Annotated in this window: 12 protein-coding genes; 10 read left to right on the forward strand and 2 right to left on the reverse strand. The window is 53.9% G+C overall.

The window, feature by feature from the left end; all coding sequences use genetic code 11:
* Nucleotides 1-149: 149 nt before the first annotated feature.
* Complete coding sequence (locus E1162_RS14975) at nucleotides 150-1,073, forward strand: LysR substrate-binding domain-containing protein (protein ID WP_371311963.1); 924 nt, start codon at nucleotides 150-152, stop codon at nucleotides 1,071-1,073.
* 18 nt (nucleotides 1,074-1,091) lie between these two features.
* On the opposite strand, the gene E1162_RS14980 is transcribed toward E1162_RS14975, so the two are convergent.
* A complete protein-coding gene (locus E1162_RS14980) occupies nucleotides 1,092-1,943 on the reverse strand; it encodes a GNAT family N-acetyltransferase (protein ID WP_155132546.1) in 852 nt (283 codons plus the stop codon).
* Nucleotides 1,944-2,118: 175 nt separating this feature from the next.
* Here E1162_RS14980 and mtnA point away from each other — a divergent pair, with 175 nt between their 5' ends.
* From mtnA to gyrB, 9 genes are all read left to right on the forward strand, one after another.
* Nucleotides 2,119-3,228, forward strand: a complete 1,110-nt coding sequence (gene mtnA, locus E1162_RS14985; protein WP_155132549.1) for an S-methyl-5-thioribose-1-phosphate isomerase — start codon at nucleotides 2,119-2,121, stop codon at nucleotides 3,226-3,228.
* A gap of 81 nt (nucleotides 3,229-3,309) precedes the next feature.
* Nucleotides 3,310-4,083, forward strand: coding sequence for an enoyl-CoA hydratase (locus tag E1162_RS14990; RefSeq protein ID WP_155132552.1), 774 nt, complete (start codon nucleotides 3,310-3,312; stop codon nucleotides 4,081-4,083).
* 175 nt (nucleotides 4,084-4,258) lie between these two features.
* The gene (rpsT, locus tag E1162_RS14995; protein ID WP_155132555.1) at nucleotides 4,259-4,525 is read left to right on the forward strand and encodes a 30S ribosomal protein S20; all 267 of its coding nucleotides are present in this window, start codon (nucleotides 4,259-4,261) and stop codon (nucleotides 4,523-4,525) included.
* A 650-nt stretch (nucleotides 4,526-5,175) separates the two neighbouring features.
* Nucleotides 5,176-5,640 (forward strand): rhodanese-like domain-containing protein, encoded by a 465-nt coding sequence (locus tag E1162_RS15000; RefSeq protein WP_155132558.1) that lies wholly within the window; start codon nucleotides 5,176-5,178, stop codon nucleotides 5,638-5,640.
* Between the two features lie 156 nt (nucleotides 5,641-5,796).
* Nucleotides 5,797-7,266, forward strand: coding sequence for a chromosomal replication initiator protein DnaA (gene dnaA / locus E1162_RS15005; protein WP_155132561.1), 1,470 nt, complete (start codon nucleotides 5,797-5,799; stop codon nucleotides 7,264-7,266).
* Nucleotides 7,267-7,462: 196 nt separating this feature from the next.
* Nucleotides 7,463-8,581: a DNA polymerase III subunit beta gene (dnaN, locus tag E1162_RS15010; protein ID WP_155132564.1), complete on the forward strand. Its 1,119-nt coding sequence runs from the start codon at nucleotides 7,463-7,465 to the stop codon at nucleotides 8,579-8,581.
* A gap of 92 nt (nucleotides 8,582-8,673) precedes the next feature.
* The gene (recF, locus tag E1162_RS15015; protein ID WP_155132567.1) at nucleotides 8,674-9,804 is read left to right on the forward strand and encodes a DNA replication/repair protein RecF; all 1,131 of its coding nucleotides are present in this window, start codon (nucleotides 8,674-8,676) and stop codon (nucleotides 9,802-9,804) included.
* A 44-nt stretch (nucleotides 9,805-9,848) separates the two neighbouring features.
* Entirely contained in the window at nucleotides 9,849-10,469 is a 621-nt protein-coding gene (locus E1162_RS15020; protein WP_155132570.1) for a LysE family translocator, read from the forward strand.
* 143 nt (nucleotides 10,470-10,612) lie between these two features.
* Nucleotides 10,613-13,066: a DNA topoisomerase (ATP-hydrolyzing) subunit B gene (gene gyrB / locus E1162_RS15025; RefSeq protein WP_155132573.1), complete on the forward strand. Its 2,454-nt coding sequence runs from the start codon at nucleotides 10,613-10,615 to the stop codon at nucleotides 13,064-13,066.
* A gap of 79 nt (nucleotides 13,067-13,145) precedes the next feature.
* Here the strand turns inward: gyrB and E1162_RS15030 are convergent, their stop codons facing one another.
* Complete coding sequence (locus E1162_RS15030; protein WP_257099017.1) at nucleotides 13,146-13,925, reverse strand: GntR family transcriptional regulator; 780 nt, start codon at nucleotides 13,923-13,925, stop codon at nucleotides 13,146-13,148.
* Nucleotides 13,926-14,240 lie beyond the last annotated feature (315 nt).

Consider the following 14,240-nt stretch of genomic DNA (forward strand, 5'->3'; position numbering starts at 1 on the left):
AACCGATAAAAATCAGAGGCTTGATCGAACGTAGCGGAAATCCCTCATTCGACAGATTTTCATGGAGTTGACGCGGCGGGCGCCGTTGAAAAACTCCGGTAAACACGGTGGGAAAGCGCTTTTGAGGTTCCTCTGAATGGAGAACACTTGTGAAACGCGGATTCATTCCACCCGTCGATAGTTTGATCGCCTTTGAGTGCGCAGCACGCCATGGCAGCTTTACCCGCGCAGCTGAAGAGCTGTTTCTCACCCAAGGCGCGGTGAGTAAGCAGGTGCGTCTGCTTGAGGGGCGTTTGGGAGTGGAGCTGTTTCGCCGGGTGCGCCAGCGCATTGTGCTGACCGACGCGGGCCGTCTTTATCTGCACGATATTCGCGGCACGCTGGAGAAGATGACCAACGCAACGCGTCAGGTAATGTCCTTTGCCGGTAGTGCAGATGTTCTCAATCTGGCAGTTCTGCCAACCTTTGGTACCCGCTGGCTGGCCCCTCGTCTGCCGCGCTTTCATGAGCGCTATCCAAAAGCGAGCTTTAACCTGACGGTTCGCCTAACGCCCTTCGATTTTGAGGTAGAGCCATTTGACGGTGCAATCCACTTTGGCGAGCCGGTCTGGGCTGGGGCGTTTGCAGAGCCCCTATTCCATGAAGACGTGATTCCGGTGGCGTCTCGCGCCTTCAGGGATCGTTACATGATCCGCAAGCCGGAGGACCTTGCCGGAGTGCTGCGTTTGCACCAGTCCACCCGTCCCGATGCGTGGCAAAAATGGTTCCAGCAGGCAGGCGTTGAAACGGATACCGCTTTTCAAGGCCCCCGTTTTGATCAGTTCTCCATGATCTCGCAGGCTGCAGTTTCCGGCTTGGGTGCAGCGCTCGTTCCGCGGTTCTTTGTCGAAGACGAATTGGCATCGGGTAGCTTAGTAAAGCTCTTTGATATCTCCCAGCGCCAACCGTCCGCCTATCACTTCGTCTATCCGGTGAACCGGACGCTACGCCCCGTGGTGAGCGCGTTCAAAAGCTGGCTTATTGAAGAGGCGCGAGAGCAGGAGCAGGACCGCGAGGCACTGCTCCCCGGTTAAACTGGTTCTATCTTGGACTTAGCCAAGCTCAAAAGTGGTTACGCCGTAAATACGGTCCAACGGTAGTTTCGGCGCGCTGCCCTTATACATGCGTGCGGTTTCAAACACTGGCGAAAGCTCGTAGCGCTCAGCAAGGCGCTCTGCTAGAGGGTTCGTTTCTGGCAGATCTAGGAAGATGTTTTGCCCACGAACTGTTCCCGCGAGCGTGCGGAACAAAAGGTCTGCGATTTCTTCTGTGTCGGCAAATAGCGGTCCGATCTTGTAGCCAATGTCACTGGCGCGAATGGTGCCGTAGCCTTTTATGCTGCCGTTCTCAATGGCATAGAAGCCATAGCGTTGGCGGTTCATAGGTGCATTCCAAAGGCGCACAAATGCCTCTCGGTCCTCGGCAAAAAACGGACGATCATACTCAACGATACTATCCATAATGCCGGTGCCGATCTGGCTGATGCGCGAATCTATTGGCGTTGCAACGTTGGAAATGCCGCCAAAGCGAATGTTGCGATGGGCAAGCTCAAAGCCGGATTTGGCGTAGTTTTCCTGCTGCTCCACCACTCCATCCAGACCAATGGTGCGTCCGTCCAGGTGAGCCATGGCTTCATTCCAAATGCGCAGACCATGCCCCTGCCCGCGAAACTCCGGCTTGCAGATATAAAAGCCGAGAAAACCGAAATCATTGCCATATCGGATGCTGGAAATAACCGAGATCGGCTCATCGCCTTTGAAAAGGCAAAGAAAGCCATGCGGATCAGCGGCATGGAATGGCGCGGCATCGTCTGCTCCCGGCCCCCAACCTTCTTCTCCCGCCCATGCAAGCATCATAGGCAGTTCCTCAAGGCTAAGGCGTTTAATGGAAACGGCCTCACTCATATCCAGTTCCTTCCAATATCAAGCGGAATCATGCGCATTAATGCGGATAGTGCAGGGCGAGTGCAGCGCCGTCAATTGGCGGATAACTGTCATGGTCATGTTCCGCCTCTATACGTAAACTCCAAGCTCGGGTTATGGTCAGTACCGCATCAATCGGCAGTGGGAGGCAGAGGCGATGGAAGTGCAGGGTGTAGCGTATCGCTCGATCTGGGCGATTGAAGAGGGAAAGCGCGTCGGCATTATCGATCAGACCCGCCTGCCCCATGAGTTTGTCGAGGTCGAGTTGACCGCCATGAACGATGCGGCCATTGCTATTCGCGATATGTGGGTGCGCGGCGCGCCGCTTATTGGGGCAACGGCTGCCTACGGTATGGCGCTGGCCATGAGCGAGGATACCTCCAACGATTCCCTCGACCACGCCTATGAAACGCTCTACGCCACGCGGCCAACGGCAGTGAACCTGCGTTGGGCGCTCGATGATATGAAAATGCTGCTGCAGCCTGCAATGCAGGAAGACCGCGTTGCTATCGCGTGGCAGCGTGCGCGGGAAATCTGCGATGAAGATGCAGAAGCCAACCGCCAGCTTGGCGCCCACGGTCTTCGTCTTATTGAAGAGATTGCCGCAAAGAAGCCAGCAGGTGAGCCGGTCAATATTCTCACCCATTGCAATGCAGGCTGGCTTGCGACAGTGGACTGGGGTACGGCGACCTCAGCCATTTATCAGGCCCATAATAAAGGCATCAAAGTTCATGTCTGGGTGGACGAAACCCGCCCGCGCAATCAAGGTGCTCACCTTACAGCATGGGAGCTGGGCGAACACGGTGTTCCTCATACGCTGATCGTCGATAATGTCGGCGGCCACCTTATGCAGCACGGCTTGGTGGACCTTTGTATAGTGGGCACAGACCGCACCACTGCCAGCGGCGATGTGTGCAATAAGATCGGCACCTACCTGAAGGCGCTGGCCGCTCATGATAATGGTGTGCCGTTTTATGTCGCCCTACCCTCCTCAACCATCGACTGGACCATCCATGATGGAATCAAGGAAATCCCGATAGAGCAGCGCTGCGGCGATGAGGTTGCCTTCATCACCGGTCAGAATGCAGCAGGTGTCGTCGAAAATGTGCGAATCTGTCCGCAGTCAACGCCGGTCGCCAATTACGCGTTCGATGTGACGCCCGCCAAGTATGTGAACGGTTTGATGACCGAGCGCGGTGTATGCGCAGCAAGTGCCGAAGGTCTGGCCTCGCTCTTCCCTGAACGTGTCATGGTTCCCCAACCCTGAGCAAAAGGTTGAATAGGCGAACCTACGCGTTCTAGTCTACGTAAAACTATGTGTTTACGGATTTGGCACGGGGAGGTCGCCATGAGCTACAATAATATCATCGCCGAGATTCGCGAAAATGTCGGGCTTATTACATTGAATAGGCCAACGGTACTCAACGCTTTGAACGCAGAGCTTATTGATGAGCTGAACAGCGCGCTCAAAGACTTTGAGAAAAACGATATGATCGGTGCCGTTGTTATAACTGGTTCTGAAAAAGCTTTCGCCGCTGGCGCAGACATCAAAGCGATGGCGGACAACCAGTATGTTGCCACCTACCTTGATGACTTCCTTGGCAATTGGGATCAGGTCGCACAGAATCGTAAGCCGGTTATCGCAGCGGTAGCAGGTTATGCTTTAGGCGGTGGCTGTGAGCTGGCTATGATGTGTGACTTTATTCTGGCAGCAGATACGGCCCAGTTCGGCCAGCCGGAAATCAAGCTTGGTGTAATGCCCGGCGCAGGTGGTACACAGAGACTCACACGCTTTGTGGGTAAGTCAAAAGCAATGGAAATGTGCTTGACTGGCCGCATGATGGATGCCGCTGAAGCCGAGCGCAGCGGTCTTGTCTCCAGAGTGATTCCAGCGGCTGATTTGCTTGATGAAGCCTTGAAGGCAGCAGGAAAAATCGCGTCTTTCTCGCGTCCTATCGCTATGATGACAAAGGAAAGTGTCAATCGTTCCTATGAAGTCACGTTGAACGAAGGTATCCGCTTCGAACGCCGCCTCTTCCAGTCTATGTTTGCTACAGAAGACCAGAAGGAAGGAATGGGTGCATTCATAGAAAAGCGTAAACCGACCTTCAAAAATCGCTAAGCGACTCTTTTTGAAGAAAGTCATTCCGATTTTCCATTGACGCCGTTGCTTGTGCTGACTATAAGCGCTCGACAACAGATGGCGGACGTTTAGTTCGCTACGGCTTTCGTTTTACCGGGGTTGCTTGCTAGTGGGCGGCCTCGTTCGCGATTTAAAGACGGATTAGGAAGAGCCCATGGCCAACACACCTTCGGCCAAGAAGGCAGCACGTAAAATTGCTCGCCGGACGGCCATCAATAAGGCTCGCCGCAGTCGTGTACGTTCTTACGTACGCAAGGTAGAAGAAGCTATCACTGCAGGTGACCTCGCAGTTGCTAACGACGCGCTGAAGGCTGCACAGCCTGAAATCATGCGGGCTGTTACGAAAGGCATCGTTCACAAGAACACTGCTTCTCGTAAAATCTCCCGCCTGAACGCTCGCGTGAAAGCACTGAGCGCATAAGCGAGCTTTTCGTGGATAAAAAAAGCCCGGTCGTCAGGCCGGGTTTTTTTTTGCCATTTAACAAAAACTACCTAAATTTTTGAGTAAATTTCAAGAAAATCAGGCGTCTTTTGACGTTTTGATATGACATGAAAAACTATTTAAAAACAGGTGGTTACGGTTAGGTTGGCGACTCTTCGAGACTCACTGAGAGATTCTTGCGGAGTCAAGATGCTTTCATATTAATTTTTTTTGACGGCGCCCGATTATGTGCGTTGTGGTGATGATGAAAGCAAAAGCTCTTGAGTCCCAAGCTCTTTCGCGAAATGTAAGACAGTAGCACTGGCGTACTTGATACGCTTGTGGATAGGGGCGATTACGATTTGTCATTTCGGCCCTATTGCGACCCCAAATTCCTCTGTATATGGTCTTAAGAGAATTCAGGCGGGGGCTTGAACCTCTCAAGAAATTTCTAGGAAATCGGCCAGAATACTCTTTTATCTGCGTCTTGGGTTAGCCGCGTCTCACGGCCTTAATAGGGCTCGTAGGGCGACGGTCTTTTGCGACCTAAAGTGATGAAGAGTGCGGGTTTCGCATAGTGTGTTTGTAGTTTGTTTAGTTCTTCTCCGCTCCATGCGGTACAGGAGCGTGGTGAAGATTTGGAAATGCTAATGTCGACTTCTAACTTTGCTGCTAGCGAAGACACCGCACCCTACGCGGGTGATATTGGTGTCACGCAAACCTTTGAGGTTCTGCGGGACCAGCAGGCAAGTGTTTTGGTTGATGTTCGTACTGAAGCGGAATGGGGCTATGTAGGCGTGCCGGACCTATCGGCACTCGGCAAGCACGTTTTGTTTGTGCAGTGGAAGCTGTTCCCGTCTGGCGAGTTGAATCCCGCCTTCGTAGAGCAACTTTCTGACGCGCTGATGCAAAAAGGACTTGACCAAAGCGCTCCAATCTTCTTTTTGTGCCGCTCCGGTGTGCGTAGTAAAGCAGCTGCACAAGCGCTAACCGCACACGGCTTTCAACAATGCTTCAACGTTGCCCACGGATTTGAGGGGCAGTTGGATGCTGAGAGCCATAGAGGGTCTGTATCGGGTTGGAAGGCTGAAGGTCTTCCATGGCTCCAGACATGATCCGACAGGAAATTTAGAGGCTTTTTTCGTGGCGGGTTCGTCCCGGCACACAAGGTTCGCTGTTCGCAGCTAAATGAGAATAGCCCCGAAACAAGGGGCATGGAATTGGTCCGAGTGTCTGTGGCGGAATACTCGGAATACTTGAAGGAGGCGGATATGCACGTTCAGGACGCTCCAGGTCCGGAGCAATGGGATCGCGTTAAAAAACGCCTACGTGCTGAGCTTGGTGAAGATGTATTTACCAGCTGGTTTGCGCGCGTAGACTTGGAAGGGCACAACGACGGAACAATTAAGCTTTCCGTTCCAACCCGCTTTTTGAAGCAGTGGATCCAGTCCCACTACCGTGACCGTTTGATGGGTCTTTGGAAGGACGAATGCGATAACGTTCATCGCATTGAACTCACTGTGCGCGGCGCAATCCGTGCCCGTCCTGCGCCAGCTCCGGCAGCGCAGAGCCCGGCTCTGGGTTCAAAGCCTGCGGACATGCGTCCAATTCAGGTCAACGACCCGGCTGGTCTTCGCGCAAGCTCCCCGGCACCAATGATGGGCGCTCGTCCTATCGGCCGTGTTGATGGCGCTGGCAAAGACGTTCTGGAAGGCGCTGCCCTTGATCCGAAGTACAGCTTCGAGACATTTGTTGAAGGCGAATCCAACGTTCTGGCCCTTGCTGCAGCCCGTCAGGTTGCCAGCGGCGGCGTTGTCACCTTTAACCCGCTTTACCTGCACGCCTCTGTAGGTCTTGGTAAAACCCACCTGATGCAGGCAATCGCCAATCAGGCACGAAACAACGGTCGCCGCGTTCTGTACCTAACCGCAGAACATTTCATGTACCGTTTTGTTGCTGCGCTGCAGGCGCAGTCCGCCATGAACTTCAAGGAAACGCTCCGCTCGATCGACCTCCTTCTGATCGACGATATGCAGTTCCTCCATGGTAAGCAGATCCAGCAGGAATTCTGTCATACCCTGAATGCTCTCATTGACGGTGCCCGTCAGGTTGTCGTTGCAGCAGACCGCGCGCCATCTGATCTGGAAAGCCTCGACGATCGCGTTCGCTCTCGCCTTGCAGGCGGCCTTGTGGTCAATATTTCCGAGCCTGACTTTGGTCTGCGCCGTGCAATTATTGAAGACCGCATGCGTCACCAGCAGCGCAACTATCCAAACTTTGCTGTTCCTGACACTGTTCTGGATTACGTTGCTCGCAATGTTACGTCCTCTGGCCGTGACCTTGAAGGCGCACTGAACCGTCTTGTTGCCCATAACCAGCTGACCAACTCTCCGGTTACGCTTGATATGGCTGAAATCACCCTGCGTGACCTTATCCGCACTGCCGAGCCGCGCCGTGTGAAGATTGAGGACATCCAGCGCGTTGTTTCCAAGCACTACAATGTTTCCAAAGCGGACCTTCTGTCTGCGCGCCGTACCCGCACCATCGTGCGCCCGCGCCAGATCGCCATGTATCTTGCTAAGATCATGACGCCGCGCTCTCTGCCGGAAATCGGCCGTCGCTTTGGTAATCGTGACCACACCACAGTACTTCACGCTGTTCGTAAGATCGAGGAGCTGCAGAAAGCAGATAACGGTCTGGCGCAGGAGCTGGAGCTACTAAAGCGCATGCTGGATGCCTGATTTGAGGTGAGGCCCGTGACGGGCCGCCTTTTCAGGAGAATTCCGTGACTATCAGGGCACCCGTAGCGGTGCCCTCTTGCATTTCAGGCTAACAAGTTGCAGTCTCTCCTACCCTGCATTTACGTGGACAGGGTGTAATTTGTGAATATTCGCGCTCCCTGTACTCACGGGAACGCCAGAAGAACGGACGTTTCGTATGAAAGTGACACTTGAGCGGACCGAGCTCCTGAAGTCTTTGACCCACGTTCATCGTGTTGTTGAAAGACGAAATACGATACCGATCCTTTCAAACGTCATGCTGCAAGCCGAAGGTGGGGACCTCAAGCTCAAAGCAACCGACTTGGATCTGGAAGTAACCGAAACCATTTCTGCAATGGTCGAAGTTCCTGGTTCCACGACTGTTCCTGCACACATGATCTACGAGATCGTACGCAAGCTGCCGGACGGCTCACAGGTGGTTCTGGAAACTTCTGGCGATGAGAGCACCATGGAAATCCGTGCTGGTCGCTCCCGCTTCTCCTTGCAAATTCTTCCTGTGACTGACTTCCCGGATGTAACCGCCGGCGAGTTCACCCACGCTTTCAAAACAACAGCTGGCAACTTCCGTCATCTGACCGATTGCACTCAGTTTGCAATCTCTACCGAAGAAACTCGCTACTACCTGAACGGTATCTTCATGCACACCGTCGATAGCGACGGTAAGCTGCGGTTCCGCGCTGTAGCGACTGACGGTCACCGTTTGGCACAGGCTGAACTGGATGCGCCGGAAGGTTCTGAAGGCATGCCGGGCATTATCGTACCGCGCAAATGCGTTGGCGAAATCCAGAAGCTTATGGATGAGCCGGAAGCAGAAGTGCTGGTCGAGATCTCCGAGACTAAAATCCGTTTCACCATCGGCTCTGTGGTGCTGACCTCCAAGCTGATCGATGGTTCCTTCCCGGACTATGGCCGCGTTATTCCGAAGAATAACGACAAGGAACTGCTTGTTGACCGCGATGCATTCAAAGCTGCTGTTGACCGCGTATCCACCATCGCTTCCGAGCGTGGCCGCGCTGTTAAGCTCTCTTTGAGCGAAGGCAAGCTGGTTCTGACCGTGACCAACCCGGATTCCGGTACTGCGACTGAAGAGCTGGCAGTTGAATACAACGCCGAAGAAATGGAAATCGGCTTCAACTCCAAATACCTGCTCGACATCGCAGCGCAGCTGGAAACCGACTCTGCGCTCTTCCGTCTGGCAGATTCCGGTTCTCCGACCCTGATTCAAGAAGGTGGCGATACCAGCTCCCTTTATGTATTGATGCCTATGCGCGTCTGATTGCATTGGTTAGACGGGCCGGCGCGCGCCGGCCCGCGCCACTTTGCGATGCAGGACGCTCCCATTTCGAGAGCGAATTAAGAGAGATCTGAATGACGGATCCCGTTGCCGTGTCCCTGCGTCGGCTAACTCTGAGTGACTTCAGAAACTACGAAAATGCCAGCATTTCTTTGAATAGTCGCATGGTTGCCTTTGTTGGCAACAACGGCGCTGGCAAAACAAATATCCTCGAAGCAATCTCTTTTCTGTCTGCTGGCCGCGGCTTGCGGCGGGCCATGCTGTCCGAAGTGGCGCGCCATGCACATACCGGCGCTTGGGCTGTCTCTGCGCTCATTGATGGCGCTTATGGTGAGACACGTTTAGGCACCGGCCTCAACGCCGGCGATCAAAGCCGCAAAGTTCGCATCGACGGAGAGGACGCCAGAAGCTCTGAAGCACTGCTGGAATACCTGCGCGTTCTCTGGCTGGTGCCGAGCATGGACGGGCTGTTTACCGGCTCTGCGGGGGATCGGCGCAAGTTTCTGGACCGTTTGGTTCTTTCTCTCAACCCTAGCCATGGAAAAACCGTAACCGAGTTTGAACGCGCTCTTCGGCAACGTAACCGTCTGCTTTCCGAAGGCGGAACAGCAGCATTTTTGGATGCAATTGAGGCGCAGGTCGCTGAACTTGGAACAGCCGTCTCCCTAGCGCGCAACGAGACCGTTAGCTTGCTGTCGGCCAAGCTAAAAGCGCAGGCAGAACTGGGACTTCCATTCCCGACCGCTGAAATCCATCTAGAAGGGGCGTTTGAAACTGCCACCATCGGTCTTGGCGCTTCCGACCGTGAGGACTGCTACCGCGAGCTCCTACGGGAAGGGCGCTTCCGCGATAAAGCAGCTGGTAGAACGCTGGACGGACCGCACCGTAGCGATCTTGGCGTGTTGCATGTCGATAAGCATGTCCCTGCTGCTCTTGCCTCTACAGGCGAACAAAAAGCGCTGCTAATTGGCATCATTTTGGCCCATGCAGACCTTACAACGGCGATTTCGGGCATGACGCCGGTTCTGTTGCTGGATGAGGTCGCAGCCCACCTTGATCCTGGCCGCCGCGCCGCGCTTTTCTCCCGTTTGCAGGCTATGGGGCCGCAGGTTTTCATGACCGGAACGGACGTAAATCTTTTCAAGGATTTACCGGAGGACGCGCAAATCTTCGAAGTTGCCGATGGCCTGATAAATCCGCTATAAAGGGCGCTTGCAGCCCTTTGCTGCGTGTTCAGGATTTCACCCCAATGGATAGTTCTTCGCTCGCGTTTTTTGCGTCGACGCTGTTTGTCGCCGCCATCATTCCAGGCCCCGGTATCACGGCACTGGTACTGCGCGTTTTGGGCTACGGCTCACGCGGTGCCCTAGGCTTTTGCATCGGTATGGCACTTGGTGACTTCACATGGTTCACTTTTGCCGTTTTGGGCCTTGCTGCCATCGCGTCTACATTTGCGCTTGCCTTCACCATCATCAAGTATGTTGGTGCGGCCTATCTGGTTTATATTGCTTGGAAAATGTGGACCGCTCGCGATATGGGGCTGGAGATTGATAGCTCGAAGAAGAGCAGGGGTTCCACCTTGGTCGGGTCCATTCTTTCTGGGCTTTTCCTGACCCTTGGAAACCCGAAGGTCATGGTGTTTTATTTGGCGCTTTTGCCCAACATCATCCGCATCGACCAGATCTCCCTGATCGGCTATGGCCAGTTGCTTATTGTGCTTCTCAGCGTGCTTCTGGTGGTTTTCGCGATCTATGTTTTTCTCGCACTAAAAGCGCGTAGAATGATCAGCTCGAACCGTGTTATGGGCTATGTCGGAAAGGGGTCCAGCTTGCTTATGCTTGGCGTTGCGGCAACCATTGTTACCCGTTAAGGCAAGTTCCCCCAATTAAATAAGGTTTTTCCAGTGTTTCTCTGGGCTTATCCGTAGGCTGAACCCTCTGGTTGGTTGAACCATTCGTGAGAGGCCCTATAACACTGTTATTGGTCTAAAAACCTAAGAATGAAGTGATTCGGATGAACGATACATCGACCCTTGGTAATGGCAATGCAGAGCAGGACAACGGTGCCTCTGAATATGGCGCAGGATCCATCAAGGTACTGAAGGGCCTTGATGCCGTTCGCAAGCGCCCAGGCATGTACATCGGTGACACCGATGACGGGTCCGGCCTTCATCACATGGTCTACGAAGTGGTCGACAACTCCATCGACGAAGCGCTGGCAGGTCACGCCGACCATGTTACCGTGACGCTGAACGCCGATGGCTCTGTAACTGTCACCGATAACGGCCGCGGTATCCCTGTTGATCTGCATCCGGAAGAAGGCATTTCCGCAGCTGAAGTTATCATGACCCAGCTGCACGCTGGTGGTAAGTTCGACAGCAATTCTTATAAGGTTTCTGGCGGTCTGCACGGTGTGGGTGTTTCCGTGGTGAACGCGCTCTCCACCGTTTTGGACCTGCGCATCTACCGCAACAACAAAGAACACTTCATCCGCTTCCGTCACGGTGAATCCGAAGCACCGCTTGCAGAAGTTGGCGATGCGCCGGGCCGTTCCGGTACCGAGGTTACTTTCACCCCGTCTCCTGAGACCTTCACCAAGATCGAGTTCGATTACGATACGCTTGAGCACCGCCTGCGCGAGCTCGCGTTCCTGAACTCCGGTGTGCGCATTATCCTCACCGATAACCGCGGCGTTGAGCCGAAGGTGGAAGAGCTTTACTATGAAGGCGGCCTTGAAGCGTTTGTGCGCTATCTCGACCGCGCAAAGCACCCGCTGATCGAAACTCCTGTAACCATGATTGCTGAAAAAGACGGCATCACGGTTGAGGTGGCGATGTGGTGGAACAACAGCTACCACGAGCAGGTGCTGTGCTTCACCAACAACATCCCGCAGCGTGATGGTGGTACCCACCTTGCTGGTTTCCGTGCCGCTCTGACCCGCCAGATCACCGGCTACGCTGACGCTTCCGGCTTGCTGAAGCGTGAAAAGGTTAGCCCGACCGGTGAAGATTGCCGTGAAGGTTTGTCTTGCGTTCTCTCCGTTAAGGTGCCGGATCCGAAATTCTCGTCCCAGACGAAAGACAAGCTGGTTTCGTCCGAAGTTCGCCCTGTTGTTGAGAGCCTTGTAAGTGAAGCGCTTTCCACTTGGCTGGAAGAAAACCCGGCACCAGCCCGCAACATCGTTTCCAAGGTTGTTGAAGCGGCAAGCGCTCGTGAAGCTGCACGTAAGGCGCGCGAACTCACCCGCCGCAAAGGTGCACTCGATATTGCATCGCTGCCGGGTAAGCTGGCCGACTGTCAGGAGCGCGACGCTTCCAAAGCTGAACTGTTCATCGTGGAGGGTGATTCCGCGGGTGGCTCTGCAAAACAGGGCCGCGATCGTTCCAATCAGGCAGTTCTGCCGCTTAAAGGTAAAATCCTCAACGTCGAGCGCGCACGCTTTGATCGTATGATTTCCTCGCAGGAAATCGGTACGTTGATCACTGCGCTTGGTACCGGTATCGGTAAAGAAGAGTTCAACGTCGAAAAGCTGCGCTACCATAAGATCGTCATCATGACCGATGCTGACGTCGACGGTGCGCACATTCGTACGCTGCTGTTGACCTTCTTCTTCCGCCAAATGCCAGAGCTGATCGAGCGTGGATACATCTACATCGCGCAGCCACCGCTTTACAAAGTGAAGCGCGGTCAGTCCGAGCAGTACCTGAAAGATCAGGAATCCCTTGAAGAGTATCTGATCAACTCCGGTCTTGAAGATACAACACTGACGCTAGCGAACGGCGAAGTGCGCATGGGCGCTGACCTGCGTGCACTGGCAGAAGAGTCACGCGATATCGCAAGCATTCTCGATGGCTTGCATTCCCGTTACGACAAAGGAGTGGTCGAGCAGGCCGCTATTGCTGGTGCGCTGAACCCGAGTACTCTGAACGACCGTGAAAAAGCGCAGGAAGCTGCTGCTTACATCGCTCGCCGCCTTGATATTCTGGCTGACGAGTTCGAGCGTGGCTGGGTTGGTGAAGCAACTGAAGATGGCGATCTCGTCTTCTCCCGCGTTGTGCGCGGCGTGAAGGAAGTGACCACCGTGGATGCAGCGCTTCTGGGTTCTGCAGATGCGCGTCGCCTGAATGCTCACTTTGACCATCTCAACGAGATCTACAAGAAGGCTGGTGTGCTGACCCGCCGCGAAAAATCGACGGAAATCCGTGGCCCTAAGGCTCTGCTGGAAGCGATCTATGCGCAAGGCCGCAAGGGTATCTCCATGCAGCGCTATAAAGGTCTGGGTGAGATGAACCCTGAGCAGCTCTGGGAAACCACTTTGGACCCGAATGTCCGCTCTTTGCTGCAGGTTAGGGTGAAGGAAGCAGACGCTGCTGATGACATCTTCACCAAGCTGATGGGTGATGAAGTAGAACCGCGCCGCGACTTTATTCAGACAAACGCTCTGACGGTTGCAAACCTCGACGTTTAAGGCCTGAAAACCTCCAAAAATAAGAAAGCCGCCCATCTGAGGCGGCTTTTTGTTTTCTAACTACGCTCTATGGGAAGAGTTAGGCGTCTTCTTCCTGCAACTCCGGCGACCACTGGTTTACCAGCAGGCTGATATGGCTCTCTACAGTGCGCGCGGCATCCTCTTCAGAACCATTTTGAATGGATTCAAGAATGCCAACATGCTGTTCGCGTATGGAGGGCGCATTGAGGGGCTTGGAGCGAGAGCCAAGGGTGTAGCGGTGCATATGCACCAGACAGCGCGTCAACACTGGCTCAAGGCCCCAAAAACCGGATGCGTGGAAGAGGGTGGTATGAAAATAGCGATCATACTCACTGCAAAGATAAACGCGGTTTTCTTTTGCAGCCAGATACATAGCCTCAGCCACCACAAGCAGTGCTGCCGCCACATCGTCGGATAGCTTTTGGGCAATATGGCGGGCTGCCACGGTTTCCAATTGCCGCCGAATGAGCACCATCTGCTGCGCTTCGTTCAAAATCATATCCGAGACGTGCGTGCCTTTGAAATCATGACGCACAACAAGGCCAATATGTTCAAGCCGGATAAGCGCTTCTCTGACAGTTCCTTGCGCGCAATCAAACTCTGCCGCGATCTGCTGCTCGCCCAAGATCTCGCTTGGCCCAAGGTGCGACATGACGATTTTTTCCTTTAGGCCGTAATAGACCAAGTCGCTTTTTCGGGCCTTTTGTGACCAGCGCGGGCTGCTGCTAAAGAACCGAGCGATTTTATTCCGGTCTTGCAGGCAAGGGGCTGAGGCCATTCCGTTCTGAATGAGGAACAGGTCTGGTCGCAAAGTTTGATAAATGCTCTCGTCGTTCATTACATAAGCCCGCCAATGGAAGTCGCTCGAGAGAGCAATAAACATTTTAACTTGAGAGGCTTGCATGGCATTTGCCGTGTCGGCCCAACGCTTTGCAAGTGACTCTCTAAATTGATTTAGGTCAACCTTAGAATATGCAGGTACCACTTGGTAATTTAGACAATAGTTTTAGCGTCTAAAATTAATATTTGGTGAGCGCTGATTGGTCTTGAGGGCGAGTTACGATGCATCAGCACGAGCATCTTTTGAAGTGGGTTAAGAATAACTGACCGGAACAGGAAGAGAGTTTGCCCCGCGCCTTCACAGAGTAAATAG

The sequence above is a fragment of the Pseudovibrio flavus genome, from assembly GCF_009711345.1.
Lineage (GTDB): Bacteria > Pseudomonadota > Alphaproteobacteria > Rhizobiales > Stappiaceae > Pseudovibrio > Pseudovibrio flavus.

What these genes read in the sequence shown, in the direction of transcription:
- E1162_RS14980 (WP_155132546.1), bottom strand. Translation starts at nt 1,943, where the DNA reads ATGAGTGAGGCCGTTTCCATTAAACGCCTTAGCCTTGAGGAACTGCCT.
- mtnA (WP_155132549.1), top strand. Translation starts at nt 2,119, where the DNA reads ATGGAAGTGCAGGGTGTAGCGTATCGCTCGATCTGGGCGATTGAAGAG.
- E1162_RS14990 (WP_155132552.1), top strand. Translation starts at nt 3,310, where the DNA reads ATGAGCTACAATAATATCATCGCCGAGATTCGCGAAAATGTCGGGCTT.
- rpsT (WP_155132555.1), top strand. Translation starts at nt 4,259, where the DNA reads ATGGCCAACACACCTTCGGCCAAGAAGGCAGCACGTAAAATTGCTCGC.
- E1162_RS15000 (WP_155132558.1), top strand. Translation starts at nt 5,176, where the DNA reads ATGTCGACTTCTAACTTTGCTGCTAGCGAAGACACCGCACCCTACGCG.
- dnaA (WP_155132561.1), top strand. Translation starts at nt 5,797, where the DNA reads ATGCACGTTCAGGACGCTCCAGGTCCGGAGCAATGGGATCGCGTTAAA.
- dnaN (WP_155132564.1), top strand. Translation starts at nt 7,463, where the DNA reads ATGAAAGTGACACTTGAGCGGACCGAGCTCCTGAAGTCTTTGACCCAC.
- recF (WP_155132567.1), top strand. Translation starts at nt 8,674, where the DNA reads ATGACGGATCCCGTTGCCGTGTCCCTGCGTCGGCTAACTCTGAGTGAC.
- E1162_RS15020 (WP_155132570.1), top strand. Translation starts at nt 9,849, where the DNA reads ATGGATAGTTCTTCGCTCGCGTTTTTTGCGTCGACGCTGTTTGTCGCC.
- gyrB (WP_155132573.1), top strand. Translation starts at nt 10,613, where the DNA reads ATGAACGATACATCGACCCTTGGTAATGGCAATGCAGAGCAGGACAAC.
- E1162_RS15030 (WP_257099017.1), bottom strand. Translation starts at nt 13,925, where the DNA reads ATGAACGACGAGAGCATTTATCAAACTTTGCGACCAGACCTGTTCCTC.